This is a genomic window from Parafilimonas sp., from assembly GCF_047606085.1.
GTDB lineage: Bacteria > Bacteroidota > Bacteroidia > Chitinophagales > Chitinophagaceae > Parafilimonas.
Genome location: NZ_JASGEX010000205.1, coordinates 1 through 19,263, shown reverse-complemented (window position 1 = coordinate 19,263; position 19,263 = coordinate 1). Strand labels below are relative to the sequence as shown.

The 19,263-nt window shown below is 41.4% G+C and carries 20 protein-coding genes; 4 read left to right on the top strand and 16 right to left on the bottom strand.

Annotated features, from left to right (window positions below; genetic code table 11):
* Window positions 1-6 precede the first annotated feature (6 nt).
* The 6 genes from QM629_RS18450 to QM629_RS18425 all read right to left on the bottom strand — a co-directional run bounded on the left by QM629_RS18450 (window position 7) and on the right by QM629_RS18425 (window position 5,646).
* On the bottom strand, window positions 7-2,493 hold the full coding sequence (locus tag QM629_RS18450; RefSeq protein WP_415161376.1) for an AsmA family protein: 2,487 nt from the start codon (window positions 2,491-2,493) through the stop codon (window positions 7-9).
* 175 nt (window positions 2,494-2,668) lie between these two features.
* Window positions 2,669-3,397 (bottom strand): esterase family protein, encoded by a 729-nt coding sequence (locus tag QM629_RS18445; RefSeq protein WP_415161375.1) that lies wholly within the window; start codon window positions 3,395-3,397, stop codon window positions 2,669-2,671.
* Window positions 3,398-3,415: 18 nt separating this feature from the next.
* Window positions 3,416-3,754 (bottom strand): type II toxin-antitoxin system PemK/MazF family toxin, encoded by a 339-nt coding sequence (locus tag QM629_RS18440; protein WP_415161374.1) that lies wholly within the window; start codon window positions 3,752-3,754, stop codon window positions 3,416-3,418.
* The gene (locus QM629_RS18435) at window positions 3,744-3,980 is read right to left on the bottom strand and encodes a hypothetical protein (RefSeq protein WP_415161373.1); all 237 of its coding nucleotides are present in this window, start codon (window positions 3,978-3,980) and stop codon (window positions 3,744-3,746) included. The genes QM629_RS18440 and QM629_RS18435 overlap by 11 nt, the downstream gene beginning before the upstream one ends.
* Before the next feature lie 19 nt (window positions 3,981-3,999).
* Window positions 4,000-4,737: a ParA family protein gene (locus QM629_RS18430; protein WP_415161372.1), complete on the bottom strand. Its 738-nt coding sequence runs from the start codon at window positions 4,735-4,737 to the stop codon at window positions 4,000-4,002.
* A 144-nt stretch (window positions 4,738-4,881) separates the two neighbouring features.
* Window positions 4,882-5,646 (bottom strand): ABC transporter ATP-binding protein, encoded by a 765-nt coding sequence (locus QM629_RS18425; RefSeq protein WP_415161371.1) that lies wholly within the window; start codon window positions 5,644-5,646, stop codon window positions 4,882-4,884.
* Between the two features lie 85 nt (window positions 5,647-5,731).
* Between QM629_RS18425 and QM629_RS18420 the strand changes: the two genes are divergently transcribed.
* From QM629_RS18420 to QM629_RS18410, 3 genes are all read left to right on the top strand, one after another.
* On the top strand, window positions 5,732-6,625 hold the full coding sequence (locus QM629_RS18420) for a sulfotransferase (RefSeq protein ID WP_415161370.1): 894 nt from the start codon (window positions 5,732-5,734) through the stop codon (window positions 6,623-6,625).
* Window positions 6,626-7,387: a sulfotransferase gene (locus QM629_RS18415; protein WP_415161369.1), complete on the top strand. Its 762-nt coding sequence runs from the start codon at window positions 6,626-6,628 to the stop codon at window positions 7,385-7,387.
* Window positions 7,388-7,553: 166 nt separating this feature from the next.
* Window positions 7,554-8,312 carry a hypothetical protein gene (locus QM629_RS18410; protein ID WP_415161368.1) on the top strand — a complete coding sequence of 253 codons (759 nt, stop codon included), beginning with the start codon at window positions 7,554-7,556 and terminating at the stop codon, window positions 8,310-8,312.
* A 99-nt stretch (window positions 8,313-8,411) separates the two neighbouring features.
* Here the strand turns inward: QM629_RS18410 and sat are convergent, their stop codons facing one another.
* The 9 genes from sat to QM629_RS18365 all read right to left on the bottom strand — a co-directional run bounded on the left by sat (window position 8,412) and on the right by QM629_RS18365 (window position 16,559).
* Window positions 8,412-9,575: a sulfate adenylyltransferase gene (sat, locus tag QM629_RS18405; protein ID WP_415161367.1), complete on the bottom strand. Its 1,164-nt coding sequence runs from the start codon at window positions 9,573-9,575 to the stop codon at window positions 8,412-8,414.
* A gap of 32 nt (window positions 9,576-9,607) precedes the next feature.
* A complete protein-coding gene (gene cysC / locus QM629_RS18400; RefSeq protein ID WP_415161366.1) occupies window positions 9,608-10,216 on the bottom strand; it encodes an adenylyl-sulfate kinase in 609 nt (202 codons plus the stop codon).
* 103 nt (window positions 10,217-10,319) lie between these two features.
* Complete coding sequence (locus QM629_RS18395) at window positions 10,320-11,633, bottom strand: ABC transporter permease (RefSeq protein WP_415161365.1); 1,314 nt, start codon at window positions 11,631-11,633, stop codon at window positions 10,320-10,322.
* Between the two features lie 23 nt (window positions 11,634-11,656).
* Window positions 11,657-12,595 (bottom strand): ABC transporter ATP-binding protein, encoded by a 939-nt coding sequence (locus QM629_RS18390; protein ID WP_415161364.1) that lies wholly within the window; start codon window positions 12,593-12,595, stop codon window positions 11,657-11,659.
* A gap of 123 nt (window positions 12,596-12,718) precedes the next feature.
* On the bottom strand, window positions 12,719-14,320 hold the full coding sequence (locus tag QM629_RS18385) for an NAD(P)/FAD-dependent oxidoreductase (protein ID WP_415161363.1): 1,602 nt from the start codon (window positions 14,318-14,320) through the stop codon (window positions 12,719-12,721).
* A 211-nt stretch (window positions 14,321-14,531) separates the two neighbouring features.
* Window positions 14,532-14,927: a VanZ family protein gene (locus tag QM629_RS18380; RefSeq protein WP_415161362.1), complete on the bottom strand. Its 396-nt coding sequence runs from the start codon at window positions 14,925-14,927 to the stop codon at window positions 14,532-14,534.
* Window positions 14,928-15,045: 118 nt separating this feature from the next.
* Entirely contained in the window at window positions 15,046-15,426 is a 381-nt protein-coding gene (gene gcvH, locus QM629_RS18375; RefSeq protein ID WP_415161361.1) for a glycine cleavage system protein GcvH, read from the bottom strand.
* A 50-nt stretch (window positions 15,427-15,476) separates the two neighbouring features.
* Window positions 15,477-16,205 (bottom strand): peptidylprolyl isomerase, encoded by a 729-nt coding sequence (locus tag QM629_RS18370; protein ID WP_415161360.1) that lies wholly within the window; start codon window positions 16,203-16,205, stop codon window positions 15,477-15,479.
* A gap of 9 nt (window positions 16,206-16,214) precedes the next feature.
* Entirely contained in the window at window positions 16,215-16,559 is a 345-nt protein-coding gene (locus tag QM629_RS18365; RefSeq protein ID WP_415161359.1) for a hypothetical protein, read from the bottom strand.
* A 58-nt stretch (window positions 16,560-16,617) separates the two neighbouring features.
* On the opposite strand from QM629_RS18365, the gene serS reads away from it, so the two are divergent.
* The gene (serS, locus tag QM629_RS18360) at window positions 16,618-17,886 is read left to right on the top strand and encodes a serine--tRNA ligase (protein ID WP_415161358.1); all 1,269 of its coding nucleotides are present in this window, start codon (window positions 16,618-16,620) and stop codon (window positions 17,884-17,886) included.
* A 366-nt stretch (window positions 17,887-18,252) separates the two neighbouring features.
* Here serS and QM629_RS18355 read toward each other — a convergent pair whose 3' ends face one another.
* Entirely contained in the window at window positions 18,253-18,777 is a 525-nt protein-coding gene (locus tag QM629_RS18355) for a L,D-transpeptidase family protein (RefSeq protein WP_415161357.1), read from the bottom strand.
* Window positions 18,778-19,263 lie beyond the last annotated feature (486 nt).

Genomic DNA, 19,263 nt, shown 5'->3' with positions numbered 1-19,263 from the left:
AGCCGCTTATTCTTTTTCTTTACGCCGCTTTTCCTTTTTGAATTTATTGAAAAGATCGAGGCTTATTTTAAGCCGGCCGTCATCGCCATCCCTTGCCCTTAAATTAATGCTTCTGCCAGGGTCATCCATTTTGGCCCTGTCTATCTTCTTATAATCCTTGTCATCCGGTTTATTTGTTAACGATGAAACGGGCACCTGCACCAGTATATCTGTTCTGTTGGCTGTGCTGTATATGCCTTCAATATACATGGTAACGGCAGATGACTGTACGGGCATTCTCCTGATGTATATATCGCCATTCTTTATATCGAAAGTATCTTTCAGCTCGGCAAACTGCACATTGTTCAAATCCCTGTTCTTAAAAACATATTGCTGAATATTGAGCAAAGGTTTAAAGTTAGTTAAAGCGGCATTCTTTAAGGAGAAATACAGCTTGCCGTTCAGGCTGTTGGCAACAAGTTTGCCCGTATTGCCGATGCCCACATTCAAATTTGTTTTTGCATCCATAATGCCCTGCAGGTTGCCTGATGTAATGCTTGTTTGGCCGAAGTTGTCAAATGCATAAAATAATTTTTTTACGTTAATGTGGCTGAGGTCGGCCTGCATGGCTACCTGGTGATAATTATCGTTTACCTGATGCACACTGGCCGAAAGGTTGAACGAGCCATCTGCATGTTGCAACGAAGCCTTTTGAATATCCCAGTCGCTGCGTTCAAACAGCATGTTTGCATTTACATTGGTTGCCCTGAAATTGTGCAGCGCTACCTGGCCGGCTTTTAAGGTTACATACATATCGCCGTTTTCAAGCGCATCATCTACCGAGCCGATGGCTGACCCCATATTGCCTTTCTTTTTAGCTTTAGCCGCGCCTTTTTTTGCAAATAAAGATTTAAAATCGTTTAGATTAACTGAAGGCGAATAAACACTGCAGTGTATGCTGGCTTTACCAGCTTCTTTACCTGAATAACGGTTTAAATTATCACCATTGATATTTACAGTAAACTGGTTTGCATTTACATTACACCTGAAATTATTCATCGCCAGGGTGTTTTCTCCTATGGCAATGGCGCCATTGCACGATGAAAAAGTGATATTTCTCGGCACATATATCATCGTTCCATCCTGGATTTCAATTTTTGCATTTAAAAGGTTAAACAAAGAAGGGTCAGGAATTAAGGGCCCGTTATATGCCAGGTATAGCTTAGCATTACCTTCTGTAAAATCAAATGTTTCAGAAGACAGCGCTTCATCTAACTGGGGCATGGTGCAGGCAGTATTAAATTCAAATTGTATAGAAGGGTTAGACAGGTTGGTTATTATAATTTTGGGTGTATTCATTTTTATCTGGCCCCAGTTGCTCGTAAAGCCGGTAACGGCAATTCTTGAATTGGAATCATCCGGAGCAATGCGCACATCAACCTGGTTTGAATAGTTGCCGGCAAAGCTGCAGTTAGTAAGGCTTACCACCGGCGTGTTAATATTATTTTCCGATGTTTTAAAATCAACATTAACGGCAGGGTCGCCTTTTTTAGATAACGGGCCGGTTAATGATACATTTACATCAACAGGCTCTGTAAGATCAATCTTCCCAAGTTTGGCCCTTGTTTTTGGTTTCAGGATAGTTAATGCTGAGGCATACTTAATTCCTTTTGATGAAGCGTTTATGTGAAATTGGGATTTCTTTCCAAAATCAAATTCACCTTTAATAAGAAAAGGCTGGCCTTGTATTTTAACCTTCGATTCGTTTATGGTAAGCACCCCGGCGGTATCGAAAATAAGCCTCCAACTGGCTTGAATGCGCTGGTTTTCCAGCCAGTAACCCTGTGGCAAATTAAAGCCAAGCCCGCGCAGCATTAAATCTTCATCAAAACTTATGTGGTATCTGCTCCCGTTTAAACGCATGCTTATTTCCGCATCATCAATACGGCCTTCATATCTTTTTTTGCGAATGGCATCTTCCAGTATTACCGTTACATTTTCAAGATTAAACCTGCTAAGCACCACCGGCTTTTTGCCTTTGCCGCCGGCGCTACCGCTGTCTTTTTTGTGCGGCATTAACACATAGTTATTTGAATACCCGCTTGAATCGGTAAAGCTGTGCAGCACAGCATCTTTCACCGTTACGGAACTAATTTTCAGCCTGTTGCCAAGCAACCCCAGAAAACCGGCCCGGGCGGTAATGTTGCCGGCCTTAATAAAAGGCCTGTGATAAAAAGAATCGCTTACCGTAACATTTTCCAGGGTAATGCCAATATTGGGAAAGGTTCTCCATATTGTTATATCCGCATTATCAATTTTCAATTCTCCCAAAATGGTTTCTTTCATCTTGGCATTAAGAAAGCCCAATAACTTTTCTTTTGAAGAGGATACATAAATGCTAAGGCTTGCCAGCAATAAAATATACAAGCCCAGTAGTACAGCAATAACCCGCACAAAGCGCCGCCTTATTTTTCCCGGTATATGAAACCGGCTTTTTTTCTTTTCTTCCCCCATGGCTTATTTATTAAGGCAGCAATTGCATAGGAAGAGGCTGTCTTCTAAAAAGTAATGTTTTGCCACAAAGTTACTAAGACACGAAAAAAATTAAGCTTTAAAATCAGGGCTTTGTGCCTTTAAGCCTTCGTAGCATCTCTGCTAAACCATCCTTTTAAGAAGACAGTCTCTTTTATTAAAATTTATTTTGAATGATATATGGAAGCATGTTAAGCCATGTAGGCCAGTCATGCGTCCATCCCTCCCAAATGCTGAAATCATGCCATATCCCTTTATCCCAAAGCGCCTGGGAAAACCTGCGGTTGGCATCGGGATCTTCATAAGCGCCACCACCTGTATAAATATGAATGTGATGGCTGGCGCGTATCTTATCAAGATACCATTTATCTGTTAAAGCCGGAATATAATGTATAGGGCTGTTAAAATAAACCTGATCATCCCAAAAGCCCTTTGTGTATTCTGTAAGATCATATACGCCGCTCATGCTTATAACGCCATTGATAATATCAGGACGTTTTAAAAACAAATTCATGGCATGTAATGCGCCAAACGATGCCCCGCATATATAAATTATCGTTTCATTGCTGGCGGTATTACGTATGAAAGGTATCACTTCATTATGAACATAACTGTTAAACTCGTTCTGGCGAATGGCTTTATGCGGCGGGTACATTTCATTATTCAGCCAGCTTTCCTTATTAATGCTGTTAATACTGTACACCTTCATTTTACCCGCATCAATAAAGGGTGCCAGCGCATCTATCAGTTTAAAGCGCTCGTATTCCAGATAATCGGCCGCGGCTGTTGGCACCAGCAGTAAAGCAAATCCATAATGGCCATACGTTACTACCGGCATTTCTTTATTGAGTGAAGGGCTATGCCATGACGTGATTTCTCTTTGCATATAATATTGTAATATTGATTATAGATCAAATAAAATCTTAAGTTTTGAATTTATCTGCTGCATAATTACAAGTGGCATATTGCCTATATAATTAATGATTGTTTTTGAAGGAACCGATGCAAACCTGTGTAAACGAATTGCAGAACTTACTTTAAGGCCTGTTTTATTCAATTCACCTTCGGACGATAAAATGATTATATCTGAAGATTCCGGTTTATCGGGAATATGGGAAGTGATAAACGCAACTACAATCTGGTTATAAAAGCCTATTTCATTAGTCAGGCACACTGCAGGACGCACCTTTAATTGCGAAAAATAGTCATAAGGAAAAGGAACTAATACTATTTCACCTTTCACTATTGTAAGGTTTTCCATCATGAATAGTATAAATATCCTCGCCTTCGTCTTTGAAAAAATCAAATGCCGGATTGCTTGCCAGAAAAGCCATCCATTCCTTATCACTTATATCGTCATCCTCAGCTACTACAATCAATTTCACTTTTTGATTTTTAAAATTCGGCAGATTCTCTGCATGCAGGTTTCCTTTTTCATCAACGGCAGCATAAATTTCTTCTACTTTCATAAAATAAATTTTTATAAAGTTACAAACAAACCTTCTTCACTTCATGCCACAGGTCGCGGTAGCACTGGGCTGCATAGCTGCTGTTGGCATATTCAAATAAAGGCTGCTGGTTTACGCCCATTTTTTCTACATCGCTTAAATAAGGAATATAGTTTTTAAAGAACAGTTTGTCTTTATAAAACTGCTGCATCACTTCGTGGTGCAGGTTCTTGCGGTGATCAACCATGCTGAAGAAACATTTTAACCTGCTTTTATCGAGGCCATTATCATCAAAATAAGCGCTCACCATTTCAAAAGAATTAATGGAAAGCGTGGTGGGAATGTTAGGCATCAGTATCCAGTCCGCAGCACTAAAAATGTTTTCATGCAACAGCGAAATGCCCGGCGGGCAATCCAGTATCACTATATCATATTCTTTAAGATTGCCCAGCAGCGATTTTAATTTTCTTTTACTGTGTTTTAAACCGCTGAGCAATGCATCAATGTTCCGGGCAGAAATATCTGCCGGTATTATCCAGAGGTTTTCAAAAACCGATCCCTGCACGACATCTTTTAATTCAATTTCTTCCGCAAACAATTTTTTTGTTTCATTCTTATTGTTTGCCTGCACATTCAGGTAAAACGAAGATGAGCCCTGCGGATCGAGGTCCCAAACCAGCGTTTTATAACCATCGGCTGCGGCAAGATAAGCCAGGTTTATGGCGGCGGCTGTTTTGCCTACACCGCCTTTCAGATTGTATAAGGCAATAACTGTCATACAACTAAAATACAAATTATAACGGCCCATCCCAAACTCTTCCCAAAGGAAAGGCTTTCCACCCTCAAAAATAATTTAATGTAACCTGCTGTTATAGCGGGTTGCAAGTCCCTCTCTATAGGAGAGGGATTTAGGGAGAGGCCGCTACTCTTCCCGCAACTGCTTCCCGGTAAGATGGATAAAAACATCTTCCAGGTTGGCCTGCTTCACTTCTTTGGGTTTCTCAAAACCGGACTCAACGAGTTCATCAATCAGCTTATCGGGTGAAGCCAGGGCAATTATTTTACCCGAATCAATAATAGCAACACGGTCGCATAAAATTTCCGCCTCGTCCATATAATGTGTTGTAATAATAACCGTGGTGCCGTTGCTTCTTATATCTTTTATCAAATCCCAGAGGTTGCGGCGGGCCTGCGGATCCAGGCCGGTGGTAGGCTCATCCAGGAAAATAATTTTTGGCTTGTTAATTAAGGTTGTTGCAATAGAAAAACGCTGTTTCTGGCCACCGCTTAATTCTTTAAATTTTGCCCTGGCCTTATCGCGCAGGTTTACGGCATCCAGCAAGGCCATAGGGTTTACTTTCTCGTTATACAAGCCGGCAAAAAGCCGGATAAGTTCTGTAAGGTTAAGGCCGGGATAATAACCCGATGTTTGCAACTGCACGCCGATGATCTTCTTTATTTCATTAGGCGACGTATCAAGATCAAGCCCGTCAACAATTATTTCTCCGCTTGTTTTTTCCCGCAGTGTTTCTATTATTTCAAGCGTGGTTGATTTGCCGGCGCCATTAGGCCCGAGCAAACCAAAAATTTCGCCTTCATACACTTCAAAGCTTATCCCTTTTACCGCATTAAATTCGCCGTAATTTTTTACAAGGCCCGATACCGAGATAATTGTTTTCTGCTGCATACATGTAAGGTAACGTATAAGAACGTATTATAATGAAATTTATACGCCTGTTTATTTCGCGGCAAATATCTTTGAACCCTTCTATATGCAAGAAAAATTAACTGTTATTTACATTATCTCCGACCGGCGTTCGGGCTCTACCCTCCTGGAAAATATGCTTTCAAAATCGGGGGAAATTGTATCGGTTGGTGAGCTTGCCATGCTGAAAGGCCATATTCATAAACAAGGGCCGGGAGAAATATGGAACTGGAATTGCAACTGCGGCAAACCGGTTATGCAGTGCGGATTCTGGAGCAGGGTGCTTAACGGTATTTATAATGATAATTTTGCAACCAAAATAACATGGCCGTATAAATCTGTAAAACTGTTATTATCCTCATTTACTTCCATCAATATAAAAAGCACCCTGCAAAAATTTATCCATACAAAAAAGAATAAACAAACAGCTCAAATACTAAATGAGGTGTATAAAGCGGTGGCCGGCGCTTCAGGTAAAAACTTTATTGTGGATGCTTCAAAAGACCCTGTTCAGGCGCTGGCCATTGCAGCATGCCCGGATGTGCATGTGAAATTCATCTGGCTTACAAGAGACCTGCGGGCTATTAGCTTTTCCAAACTGAAACGATGGAAACAAAATAAACGGGCAGATAAAAAGCCCCTGGAAACATTGGTTGACAGTTTTCGCTATAAAAAAATTTGCGCCGCTGCTGCAAATGCTGCCGGCGCTGAAAACCTTATAAAAATAAGCTATGAAGCACTGGCCGTAAATCCGCAGCAGCAGTTGAATGCTATTTGTTCCACATTCGGGCTGGCCGCTTACAAAGCGCCTGCGTATATGGAGCTATCAGATGATCATGCCATTGCTGGTACACCAGCCAGGTTTGAAAGAAAGATAATTGCCGCAGATAATTCATGGCAGGATTTTTATAAACAACATGCCATACTGAATGCATTGGGTAAAGCTTTTAATGCATTGTAAATGGAGAAGAACAAAAAAGATTTTTTTATTTTAACAGCACCGCGAAGCGGTTCTACCGTTCTTGCGAGAACGCTGGACCAGCATCCGCAAATTTTTTGCGCAGGTGAAATTTTTCATCCTTCCGGTGAAATTTTTCATCCTGAATGGCAATTCCCGTTCATCGGTGAAAAAAATAAGAAGGGATTATCAAGAGCTTTATTCTCCGTTATTAACTATATAAAAGGTTATGCGGCCGGCGCAGGCCATATAAAGAAGTTCTATAACACGCGCAATGCAAAAGCCATACGCGGCTTTAAGCTAATGAACCGGCATGTTACAGACTTTCCCACGGTGTGGAAATACCTGCTGCAAAGCGATAAGAAAGTTATTGTACTTGTAAGAAAAAATATTTTCCGTGAAGCGCTTTCCAGCTTCCGGGCAAGAAAGATTGGCATATTTCACGCAGGTGAAGATACTTTGCCGGCGGCAACAAAGGTTACTGTAAATGCCGCGCAGTTAAGACAACGTGTGGATGAACTGGAAGTGATAAACAGCAGGATCGTAAACCTTGGTAAAAATTTTAACCACATTGTGCTTATGTATGAAGAGTTTGAAAACTGGCAGCAAATGCTCTGTAAGATTTTTGGGTTTCTTGAGGTGGAAGAAATAACCATGCCTGCACAATTAAGAAAAATAGGCACTGCTAACTGGCGGGAGGGCGTTGAGAATTATGAAGAAGTGGAAAACGCCATGCAGGATAAATATGCGCATTTAATAACATAAACTTCAAATTTTATTTAAGCTTGTTTATGCTTTTTAAATACATCACATAAATGCATACAAACTTGTGTCAACTACATAATATACCATGTTCCTATCCCGGTGTCCGGGGCAGGTTGTGGTTCACAATAATGCCTAAACAAGTTTTTTAATAAATTATACGCAACCAATGAAAAAGTTTGTAATTTTTACTTTACCACGCACCGGTTCCACTTTACTAAGCAAATCACTTAACCGGCATCCTGAAATTTTTTGTGATGATGAAATATTTCATTTCAGCTTTCGGGATTATTTCAGCCCTAACCAGTTCAGGTTTTTAAAGTTGTCTTTCCTGCCTAAGAAAATTAATTATGTAATCAATTATCCGGCTACTTATATAAGGTTGCCATTATTTCTTGACAAATATTACCTGAATAAGCAGGATGAGCATTTTAAGGCAAGGGGTTTTAAGCTCATGTATTACCAAACCTTTTATATGCCGGGATTGATAAAATATCTGAAGAAGAATAATATTAAAGTGATATTGCTTTTGCGTGAAAATATCCTGCGCAATGCATTGAGCGATCTGCGGGCACGTGCCACCGGCATATACCATAACCTGGAAGATAATGAAGAAAAGCGTTCCGGTTTATCGAAGCTGAAAGTGGATATAGATACCTTAAAACAAAAAATGGCGGATATAGTACGGCAAAACAGGCAACTGGAAAGTATTGTGAGCAATATGGATTATATAAAGTTGCGCTATGAAGATTTTGGTGAATGGGACGTAACCATAAACAGAATCGCAGATTTTCTGCATGTGGCTCAGTTGCCCGTTACCGCGGGCGCCAAAAAATTAAATCCGGATGCTTTGAAAGATATGATTGAAAATTACAGTGAAGTGGAAACCTGGCTGAAACAGAATAATTACGCTGAATTTGTGGCATAAAAAGCGCTCCGGAGAAAAGGCAGGTGCAGAATGGGCTGAAACAGAAAAAGCCGTCCCCTTTGGAGAACAGCTTTTTCAAACTTATGCAGAGAACCGGTTTTAAACAGCCGCTTCTGCTTTTTTGGTTGCCCATTCAATTAAAATATCAGCTACCAGCGGGCGTGAAAACTCAGAAGGCGGGCGTTGCCCGTTTGCGAGCATTTCCCTCACCTTTGTACCGCTTAAAGAAACAACCTCCGGGTTTTTAGGCGCCGTTTTATTGCTGGCCATGCTTTCGGTGTTCTTGCACCAGAAAGTATTTTCAAATTTCAATATCTCCATGCCCATTTCAGGCCCCACTTTTTCCATAATTTTTTGAGCATCATACGTGCCGTAGTAATTACCAACGCCGGCATGGTCGCGGCCGATGATCATGTGCGTACAGCCATAATTTTTGCGCAGCAATGTATGATTGATGGCTTCACGCGGGCCTGCATAGCGCATGGCAGTAGGCAATACCCCAAGCATGGTATTATCAAGATTGAAGTAATTATTGATTAATGCTTCGTAACATTTCATGCGAACCGGCGCTGGTATGTCATCTGATTTTGTTTCACCAACGATAGGATGAATTAAAGCCCCGTCAACTATTTCCTGGGCGCATTTGATCAAATATTCATGGGCGCGGTGTATGGGATTGCGTGTTTGAAAAGCCACAACCGTTTTCCAGCCACGTTTTTCAAATTCAGCGCGTGTTTCAGTAGGGTCGAGGAAATATTTACCGTCAATATCTTCTTTGCGCAACGGCCTGTTTACCATTTCCAGCGGGCCTGCAATGTATTTATTGCCGCCACGCTTAATGGCTGCTACGCCGGGATGTTTATCTTCTGTAGTGCCAAAACATTTCTGTGCAAAATTGTCGAGGTCAAGCCCAAACTTTTCCTCTACCGTCATTACGGCCAATACATGGCCTTCTTTATTCAGCAGCGCAATTTCTTCGCCTTCTTTAATATTATCAAACTGGTCTCCTGCCGGCAAAGGAATAGGGATGCCCCAGGCAAGACCGTTGGTTAATTTCATATTTTCAATAGCAGATTCGCAATCGGCCTTACCCATAAAACCGGTTAGGGGGCTAAAAGCGCCAATAGCGATCATTTCAACATCTGCGCCATAGCGATCTTCAATAGTTAACCGGAAAAGATTTTTTGCTTTAGCTTCCAGTTCTTCTTTGCGTGCGCCGGTTGCGATCCTGTTTACCAGCGTACCACCGTGTGGTTGGTTCATTTGAATACATTTTTGTATGAATGGATAGAAAATTATGCCTTCTCAATGTAGCCTTTTTCCTCAAGGTAGTTCAGCACTGCCTGTGCACTTTCTTCCAGTGTTTGATTACCTGTATCAACCGTTAATTCGGGGCTTACCGGCGCTTCATAAGGGTCGCTGATGCCGGTAAAGTTTTTGATTTCTCCTGCACGTGCTTTTTTATATAGGCCTTTTGTATCGCGGCTTTCACAAACTTCAAGGGAGGCCGCTGCATAAATTTCAACAAATTCACCTTCTTTTACCAAACCGCGGACCATTTCACGGTCTTCGATATATGGAGAAACAAAAGCTGTGGAAACCAGCACGCCGGCATCAACAAAAAGTTTGGCAACTTCACCAATCCTGCGGATGTTTTCTTTGCGGTCTCCGGCCGTAAAACCAAGGCCTTTATTCAGCCCCATACGAATGTTATCACCATCCAGTACATAGGTGTGATATCCTCTTTCAAACAACTTTTCTTCCACCTTGTTAGCCAGGGTAGATTTCCCGGCTCCGGAAAGGCCGGTGTACCAAAGGATTGCAGATTTGTGGCCATTCATGCGATGACGGTCTTCTTTATTGATGGTGGCAGCGTGCCAAACAATGTTTTTTACTACTTCCATGCGCTATTTTTAAAAATTTTTTGCGCGAATGTACTGTTCCGGGGTCATAAATCCTATTAGGCCGATAGGTTTAACCTGTTCTTATCTCCAAAATAGCCTTGCGCTAATACCTTCTGAATGCCCATTTCCACATTTCTTTCCAGGAGGGTTTTTTCCCATACATCAAAATGCCTGTGCGATACACCTTGCCCGCAAACCAGGTTGTAAAAATAAAGCCCGCCACAAGCAGGCCCATGCTGGCAAGCAATTGCCAAACCGGCACCACATCGCCTACACCATGTGCAATTCTTGCCATCATTACAATTGGGGAAAATAAAGGGAACAGGCTGCCAAAAACAGCCAGGCCGCTGGCCGGCTCATTTACAGCTTTCGTCATAATCACGATTGCGAAAATAATAGGCATGGTAATAGGCAGCATAAGGCTTTGTGCATCCTGCGGGTCTTCGTTTACGGCACTGCCAACACAGGCAAAAAGAGAAGAATATAAAAGATAGCCGCCAAGAAAATAGAATATAAAACAGCCCAGTATTAAAGGGATATTAATATTTACATTACCGATCAACCCTGAACTTCTCAATGTTTCTGCAGCCTGCATAGTGCCGTTTTGCATACCGGAATTTTGCATTTGTGCAGCCAGCTGCGGAAATATTGACGGCAGCAGGAAATTAAGGCTTGTCATTAAAATAATCCAGATAATGAACTGCATGAGGCCTACCGCACCTATGCCAAGAATTTTGCCCATCATTAGCTGAAATGGCTTTACGCTGCTCACAATTACTTCTGCAATGCGGTTTACTTTCTCTTCCATCACGCCGCGCATAACCATGGCGCCATAAATAAACAGCACGATATAAATGAGGAAACCTGAAACATAACCAATCGCATAACTAATGCCAACGTCTTTACCCGAATCGCTCCTGCCTTCCATAGTTGAAAACTGTATGTTCCCTTCTTTTTTAGCGCTGTCTAATTGGGCCGGGGAAATGTTCAGCACTAATAAGCGCTGCTGCTCCAGCGCGGCATTAAGCCTGTCTTCAATTTTTCCACGCGACATTAAGCCTACAGACTTTTGCGTAACCACGGATATGTTTACCTTATCAAGAATGTTCGCATTAGCCGGCACAATGGCATAACCTTTATATTTTCCCTTTTTCACCTCCTCTTTTAATGCCTGCTCGTTTTCGCCATGTACAATAACGAAACTGGTATTTTCATCGCCTTCAATTTTGTTTTTAAATATGCCGGCTTCATCAGCTACGGCAATTGTATATTTTTCATCGCTGTTTACAGAAAAATATATGATCATAGCATAGAAGCCAAAGAACAGCAGAGGCAGCAGAATAGTGGTGAGTAAAAATGTTTTCTTTTGAACGCGGGTTAAAAATTCGCGGCGTGCAATTAAAGCTATCTTATTCATACATTAATTCAGTATTAGGTTGTTTATGCTTCCATTTCCTGAAACGGGCGTGCAGCTGCTTTTGAGCCTTCAACCAGGGTTATAAATATCTCGTTAAGCGATGGCAGTATTTCGTTGAAGCCTTCCACATTCAAATCCTTTTCAATAAAATACTTCAGCACATCGTTGCTTTTATAGCCATCGTTAATACGCACAATAAATTTATTTGCTCTTTCTTCAGCCACGTGAAAAGCCGGGCTTTCCAATATGATGGAAGGAATGCTGTTTAGCTGCACGCTGAACTTATGTTCTTTAAATTCATGCTTTATTGCCTGCACCGGGCCATCCAGTATTTTTTTGCCAAGGTTTACAAGCACTATATGATCGCATATTTCTTCCACCTGCTCCATTCTGTGCGTGCTGAAAATAATGGTGCTTCCTTTTTGTGCAAGGCCATAAATCTCATCTTTTATAAGGTTGGCGTTTAAAGGGTCAAGCCCGCTGAAAGGCTCATCAAGAATAACCAGTTTGGGCTCATGCAATACGGTGGTAACAAACTGCAGTTTCTGGCTCATGCCTTTGCTCAGGTCTTCCACTTTCTTATTCCACCAGCTTTGCATTTCAAGTTTTTCAAACCAATATTTTATTTTCTGAATGGCATCATTGCGGCTTAACCCTTTTAACCGAGCGAGGTAAAGCACCTGGTCGCCTATCTTCATTTTTTTATACAGGCCCCGTTCCTCGGGCATATATCCGATCTTAATAATATCGGTAAGCGGATTAAACCGCTTGCCGTCTAAAATAACTTCGCCTTCATCGGGAAAAAAGATGCCGGTTATCATGCGCAGCAAGGTTGTTTTTCCGGCGCCATTCGGGCCAAGCAAACCAAAAATGCCGCCCTGCCTTATTTCAAAACTTATGTCGTCAACAGCTTTTTGCGTGGCAAAGTATTTTTTAAGGTGGTGCAGTTCAAGAATGTTCATGTGCTATTGAATTTCGTTTCAAACGTACATTAAATTTTTCATGCTTACATTACATAAAGGATGCATGAAAAATTTAATGAGAGTTTCTCCTGGCAATAAAAACATTCATATTTAAGCGTGAAATTATTTGTGCTGAGCGGCTGATTTTATCTTTTGAATAATGGTTGCGGCCACTCTTTCCCCATCCATGGCAGCGCTTACTATACCGCCTGCATAGCCGGCGCCTTCGCCACAGGGATATAAATTATCTAACTGCGGATGGGTTAATGTTTTTTCATTACGCGGAATGCGCACAGGAGAAGATGTGCGGCTTTCTGTGGCAACAACAACTGCCTCGTTGGTAAAATAACCACGCATTTTCCTGCCAAAATCTTTAAATGCCTGCTGCAAAGATTTATGTATAAAGGAAGGAAGCACTTCGTTTAAAGAAGCGCTTGTAATACCAGGCAAATAGCTGCATTGGGGCAAATCTGCAGATGTTTTACCGTTTGAAAAATCGGCCATTCTTTGCGCAGGCGCCACAAATTTTCCACCACCCGCAGTATATGCTTTTCGTTCAACAGATTGCTGGAAATACATAGCCAGTAATGACGAAGGAATTGTTTTTACCGGCTGATGATAATTTTTATAATTCAATAAATCTTTTTCTTCCACCTGAACCACAATACCGCTATTGGCAAAAGGGTTATTGCGCCTGCTTGGGCTCCATCCATTTACTACCAATTCCCGGCTATCTGTAGAAGCAGGCGCAATAATGCCGCCGGGGCACATGCAAAAGCTAAAAACGCCTTTTCCGTTCACCTGTTCAACAAGGGTATAGGATGCAGGCGGCAAATATTCGCCGCGGTGCGCACAATGGTATTGAATAGAATCTATAATGGTTTGCGGATGTTCTATTCTTACCCCAAGCGCAAAAGGCCTGGCTTCTATCTGTACTTTTTTGTGGTGAAGCAATAAAAAAATATCCCTTGCCGAATGGCCTGTAGCCAGTATGATATGATCAGCGCTAAATTCATCGCCATCAGATGTAATGGCCGAACGAATATGATGGCCTTCCATTTTTAAATCAACCAGCTTCTTTTCAAATAAAAATTCGCCGCCGCTGTTAAGAATTTGTTTTCGCATGGCTGTTATTATATGCGGCAGCTTATTGGTGCCAATATGCGGGTGCGACTGGTACAATATCTTTTCTTCTGCGCCAAACTGAACAAACAGGTTTAAAACACGCTCTATACTGCCTCGCTTATTACTGCGCGTATATAATTTTCCATCGCTGTAAGTGCCTGCGCCGCCTTCACCAAAGCAATAATTGCTTTCAGGGTTTATACTGCCCGTTTTATTAAGCAGCGCAAGATCTCTTCGCCTGGCTCTCACATCTTTACCACGTTCCAGAATAACAGGTTTAATGCCATGCTCCATTAATTTAAGCGCAGCAAATAAACCCGCCGGACCGGCGCCCACAATTAATACAGCATGATCTGCTTTATGCACATCGGGAAAGATTATTTGTTTTACGGCAAAGGGAATATAAGGCTCATTAATGAATGCAATGAGGGTTAGATTAATGAAAGGCTGTTTGTTTCTTGCATCAATGCTTTGTTTAACAATACTATAACCTGAGATTTCTTCCTGCTTTACTGATAGCGTTTTTGTTATGTAATCCTTTACTGTATTTACTTCTGCAGCCTCAGAAGGCAACAAGCTCAATAAAAATTTTTTTTTCATTCACACTAAGTTTTCAGTATCTTAACACTTGCGTTTTAAATTTCTTTCGATATTTGTTCTATCAAATTGAAAACAATGATGAAGATGCCAATAAAAATTTCTTTAACAATCACGAAAATTTCTTTGGCATTGAGTTTGAATATATTTACTTATTAAAACGTAAGTAGTCAATTTTCTCATAAGCAGTTAGTTTTGGTTGCGGCCCCTGTTTCTACAGGGGCTTATTTTTTTCAGCATATTTCTTCGCAACCCATTTTGAAAATATACTCCCGGCAAAGCATCCGGCAGCGTCGGCTATCATATCGGTATAATCAAAAGAGCGCCCTTCGTTCAGGTATCTTTGAATAAACTCAACAAGTATTCCATATAAGACAAACAGAATGCTGATTTTAATCAACAATTTAACGGTACACCGCCCCGATTTGATAAAAGGCCAGGCTGTAAGAAAAACAAGGCCGCTAAACAAGCCAATGTGCACCCATTTATCAAAATATATCAAATCTAAAAAACTTACCTGGGGAATGTCTTCTCCCGGTAAAAAAAATAAAATGTTTGCAATGATAAACCAGGCAATAACAGGCAGGAAAAAAAGCGGTTTTATTTTCATTTGGGCGCAAAAGTATAATAAAAAGGGCCGCATATAATGCCAGCCCTTTCAAAGATTATGTGACGAACCCTACTGATGACTATAAAAAAATTTGCTTTCTGTTTTTAAGCAAGCCTGCTTAACCAACTAATTGGCTGTATGCTTCGGCGGTTAGTAAATTATCCAGATCTGCCGTATCAGTTATTTCTATTTTAACCATCCAGCCTTCACCATAAGGATCTGAATTTACCAATTCAGGATTATTGCCCAGTGCACTGTTTGCTTCAACAATTTTGCCTTGAACGGGCAGGAATAAATCACTCACTGTTTTAACTGCTTCAACGGTGCCGAACACATCTTCGGCATGAAGCGTTTTTCCTATCGTGGGAATATCAACAAAAACAATATCGCCCAGCTCGCCCTGGGCATAAGCGGTTATGCCTACCAGTGCGGTTTTATCATCCACTATTTTAACCCACTCATGGTCTTTTGTATATTTTAAACCGGCCGGAAAATTCATAATGAAATATTTTGTTACAAATATTAATTGAAAACTTTTAGCAGCCAATTTTAATTGAGCATGCGCATCTTCATTCGTATATCTTTCAAAGGCCTGTAGTTGTCATCTTTGGCAACTGCAGCAATTTTATCAATCACCTCAAGCCCTTTTATAACTTCTCCAAAAACGGTATAATTCTGATCGAGGAACGGTGTTCCACCCACGGTATTATACATTTTACGCTGCGCATCATTATAGTAAAACCCTGCATTACCGCCCTGGCGCACACTGCACTCAACCTGGTTTAAAAAATCATTACCGGCGGGTTTGCCTTCCACAATATAAAACTGGCAATTGCTGCTGGCTTTTTCAGGGTTATCGGTTCTTGCCATTGCCAATGCACCTTTTTTGTGATATAAGCCTGTATTAAATTCAGCAGGTATCATTCCGCCAGGCGCATCGCCCATGCCCAATGCTACGCCGCTGTCAGCATTTTTACTTTGCGGGTCGCCGCCCTGTATCATAAAGCCTTGTATTACGCGGTGAAACAAAAGGCTGTCGTAAAAGCCTTCTTTCACAAGCTTTATAAAGTTGTCCCGGTGCAATGGCGCAGAATCGGAAAGCTTCACAACCATTGTTCCATAATCTGTTTTTATTTCCACGAGCTTTTCTTTTGAAACCGGGGCTGCTTTTGTTGCCGTTACCGGCTTTTTAACAACAGGCTTAGCAGCAGGTTTCACCTGGGCAAGCAAAGTGGTGATCAATCCAAAGCTTAAAGCAATTAATATTATTTTTCTCATACATAAAGTTTAAAAATCCTGTTGCTCAAAATAGAATAAAATATGATCTTTTAAAAAGTTTTCCTGTTCGTGCAAAAGCATGGCTTTATGCTCTTTTAATTGCTTAAAATGCGGCCAGCCATCTGCATCTTTTCCCTCAAATTCATAATAACCGCTCGGGCTTAAAACCGTGCAAATAGCTACATGCATTAGATCCTGCTTTTGCTCTTTGGTTATTTTTTGCCTTATGAAGCCGGTTTCCTGCATGCCTATTAAAAACAAAATTGCCTCCATATCGGGTTTCTTGCCAAAACGCTCCACCAGTTTGGCTTCAAGGTTCCACCAGCGTTGCTGCAAATCATCTCCTGCAATCATAGCGGGCAAAGGTAGCAGTGTTCATGCAAAGGTTATATTTGCGCGAAATTTTATATTTATGTTACAGGTGAATGTGCTGCGCCAGAAAACGGATTGGGTGAAAGAACGCCTTGCTGTAAAGAATTTTAAGCAGCCGCAACTGGTTGATGCCATTATTTCTTTGGATGATGAGCGAAAAAAATTACAGGCTGAATTTGACGCCATACAGGCTAAAATAAATGCATCAAGCAAGCATATTGGCAAATTGATGGCCGCCGGCAATAAAGAAGAAGCAGAACAACTGAAAGCCGATGTGGCAACCTGGAAAGCTTCGCTTGAGCCCATTAAAAAACGATCTGCTGAAACAGAAAAGAAGCTGGAAGACACCCTGGTATTATTGCCCAATCTTCCTTCAGAAAAGGTGCCTGCAGGTATTTCTGCCGAAGACAATGAAGTGGTGCGGGAAACGGAAAAACCAACGCCCGGCAGCAGTGCCCTGCCTCATTGGGAGCTCACAAAAAAATATAAGCTGATTGATTTTGATCTCGGCACAAAAATAACCGGCAGCGGGTTTCCTGTTTATACGGGCAAGGGTGCAAAGCTGCAACGCTCACTCATTCAATATTTTTTAGACTACAATACAACAACTGGTTACCAGGAAATAATCCCGCCGTTTATGGTAAATGAAGACAGCGCTTTTGGTACTGGTCAACTGCCTGATAAAGAAGGCCAGATGTATTTTGTGAATGAAGATAATTTCTATCTTATCCCAACGTCTGAAGTGCCGCTGACAAACATTTATCGTGATACCATCGTAAAGCTGGAAGACCTGCCTGTAAAAATGACGGCATACTCTCCCTGTTTCAGGCGCGAAGCCGGCAGTTACGGCAAAGATGTGCGCGGGCTGAACAGACTGCACCAGTTTGAAAAAGTAGAAATTGTGCAGGTGGTTGAGGCTGATAAAAGTTATGCCGCACTGGAAGAAATGCTGAACCATGTTGAGCGTTTGCTTCAGTCTTTACAACTGCCTTACCGCATATTGCGGTTATGCGGAGGCGATATAAGCTTTACCAGTGCGCTTACCTACGATTTTGAAGTGTATAGCGCCGCACAGCAGCGCTGGCTGGAAGTAAGCAGCGTGAGTAATTTTGAAAGCTATCAGTCAAACCGGCTGAAATGCAGGTATAAAGATGAGAGCGGCAAAAACCAGCTGGTGCATACACTGAACGGAAGCGCTTTGGCCCTTCCAAGAATTATGGCTGCCCTGTTGGAGAATAGCCAAACGGAAAACGGCATTCAGTTACCGGAAGTTTTATGGAAATATTTTGGGGCTGAGGTGATTGATTGACGTGAATCGTCAATCGTGAAACGTGAATGCAGGAACGCGAAAATATATAAATTCTATAACCAGTTATAAGCGGTTAACTATACTCCTCTCTGGATAAAAATGTGCAATTATTGATCAGTCAAAGTACAAATCCATTCTTATTGCTGGCCTTACATTAAGCAAGACAAACATAAAACATGTACGCCTGAATTGTAAGTGTGCTGATAATATTATTAGTTGCTTTAAATAATAAGAGCAGATTCCCGCCTTCGCGGGAATGACGTGCAAAAGCGTGAACTAATCTTACAAGCCGATAAAGCAGGCACAAATTTATCCGGTGTTTACTATAATAATAATCAAATTTTGAAACTTTCACGTTTTACGTTCCTAATTAAGCCGGATAAACACTTTTGTGCCCACAGGCACCATATTGTATAATTCTTCAACATCCCTGTTGCGCATGCTTATGCAGCCATCAGTCCAGTTTTTATAGCGGTCTATCTGGAAATCTTCGTGCGGCCAGGTTCCATGAATGCCAATGCCGCCGCCAATTTTTGCATTTGCCGGTACTATGCCCCGGCTTCTGCGCTCATTGAATTTTTCATAACTCTCGGGTGTTGGATAGTTAAGCAGCAGCATCCTGTCCCATTTGGAATGCATCCTTTTCGATACAATTGTAAAACTCCCTTCCGGCGTTTTACGGTCGCCTTCATACAGCTTATCCCGCAGGTCATTGCTGCCAAAAACAACCGGGTAAGTCACCAGCCAGCCTCTCTGGTCAAAAACACTTAACTCGTACCTGGCTTTGCTGATCACAATGTAGTAAGGGGAATTGTTCACCTGCACAGGATAAAAAGAAGCGGAAAGCAGGCAAACTACAACTACAACAGGGAAAAATATCAGTTTCTTCATTTTCTCAATCATACAATGCAATAAGGGAAAAAGAACATATTGCAACGAGCTTTCATCTGTAATACGCACCAGGAGAATACAGTCTAATTAACGCCGGGGAATTTATTTTATTATGCATATAAACGGCCAAACACGGCTTAATGCTGAAGTTGTTTACACTTTTTAAAAATTATTGATTGAAGCCTGATAATATAATTAAAACACCTGCAATTATTTTTCTTAAAGTTTGCTGCAGGTACCAGGCTAAAATTCGCACAGAGAGCCCGGAGTTAACAGAGAGATATGTTTCTCTGTGCGCTCCTTTGCTCTGTGCGACAATCATAGAAGCTTAATTTCATTCGTGCATATTTGTTTTTTCAGTTGTCTCATGGAACCTCGCTATGCACATTCCCCTGTGTGAGAAAAAATTATCATGCTCGGTTTCATTCGTACAAGTTTGTTTTTTTAATGGTCTCATGGAACCTCGCTAAGCACTTTCCCCTCCCG

What these genes read in the sequence shown, in the direction of transcription:
- QM629_RS18450 (WP_415161376.1), bottom strand. Translation starts at nt 2,493, where the DNA reads ATGGGGGAAGAAAAGAAAAAAAGCCGGTTTCATATACCGGGAAAAATA.
- QM629_RS18445 (WP_415161375.1), bottom strand. Translation starts at nt 3,397, where the DNA reads ATGCAAAGAGAAATCACGTCATGGCATAGCCCTTCACTCAATAAAGAA.
- QM629_RS18435 (WP_415161373.1), bottom strand. Translation starts at nt 3,980, where the DNA reads ATGAAAGTAGAAGAAATTTATGCTGCCGTTGATGAAAAAGGAAACCTG.
- QM629_RS18430 (WP_415161372.1), bottom strand. Translation starts at nt 4,737, where the DNA reads ATGACAGTTATTGCCTTATACAATCTGAAAGGCGGTGTAGGCAAAACA.
- QM629_RS18425 (WP_415161371.1), bottom strand. Translation starts at nt 5,646, where the DNA reads ATGCAGCAGAAAACAATTATCTCGGTATCGGGCCTTGTAAAAAATTAC.
- QM629_RS18420 (WP_415161370.1), top strand. Translation starts at nt 5,732, where the DNA reads ATGCAAGAAAAATTAACTGTTATTTACATTATCTCCGACCGGCGTTCG.
- QM629_RS18415 (WP_415161369.1), top strand. Translation starts at nt 6,626, where the DNA reads ATGGAGAAGAACAAAAAAGATTTTTTTATTTTAACAGCACCGCGAAGC.
- QM629_RS18410 (WP_415161368.1), top strand. Translation starts at nt 7,554, where the DNA reads ATGAAAAAGTTTGTAATTTTTACTTTACCACGCACCGGTTCCACTTTA.
- sat (WP_415161367.1), bottom strand. Translation starts at nt 9,575, where the DNA reads ATGAACCAACCACACGGTGGTACGCTGGTAAACAGGATCGCAACCGGC.
- cysC (WP_415161366.1), bottom strand. Translation starts at nt 10,216, where the DNA reads ATGGAAGTAGTAAAAAACATTGTTTGGCACGCTGCCACCATCAATAAA.
- QM629_RS18395 (WP_415161365.1), bottom strand. Translation starts at nt 11,633, where the DNA reads ATGAATAAGATAGCTTTAATTGCACGCCGCGAATTTTTAACCCGCGTT.
- QM629_RS18390 (WP_415161364.1), bottom strand. Translation starts at nt 12,595, where the DNA reads ATGAACATTCTTGAACTGCACCACCTTAAAAAATACTTTGCCACGCAA.
- QM629_RS18385 (WP_415161363.1), bottom strand. Translation starts at nt 14,320, where the DNA reads ATGAAAAAAAAATTTTTATTGAGCTTGTTGCCTTCTGAGGCTGCAGAA.
- QM629_RS18380 (WP_415161362.1), bottom strand. Translation starts at nt 14,927, where the DNA reads ATGAAAATAAAACCGCTTTTTTTCCTGCCTGTTATTGCCTGGTTTATC.
- gcvH (WP_415161361.1), bottom strand. Translation starts at nt 15,426, where the DNA reads ATGAATTTTCCGGCCGGTTTAAAATATACAAAAGACCATGAGTGGGTT.
- QM629_RS18370 (WP_415161360.1), bottom strand. Translation starts at nt 16,205, where the DNA reads ATGAGAAAAATAATATTAATTGCTTTAAGCTTTGGATTGATCACCACT.
- QM629_RS18365 (WP_415161359.1), bottom strand. Translation starts at nt 16,559, where the DNA reads ATGATTGCAGGAGATGATTTGCAGCAACGCTGGTGGAACCTTGAAGCC.
- serS (WP_415161358.1), top strand. Translation starts at nt 16,618, where the DNA reads ATGTTACAGGTGAATGTGCTGCGCCAGAAAACGGATTGGGTGAAAGAA.
- QM629_RS18355 (WP_415161357.1), bottom strand. Translation starts at nt 18,777, where the DNA reads ATGAAGAAACTGATATTTTTCCCTGTTGTAGTTGTAGTTTGCCTGCTT.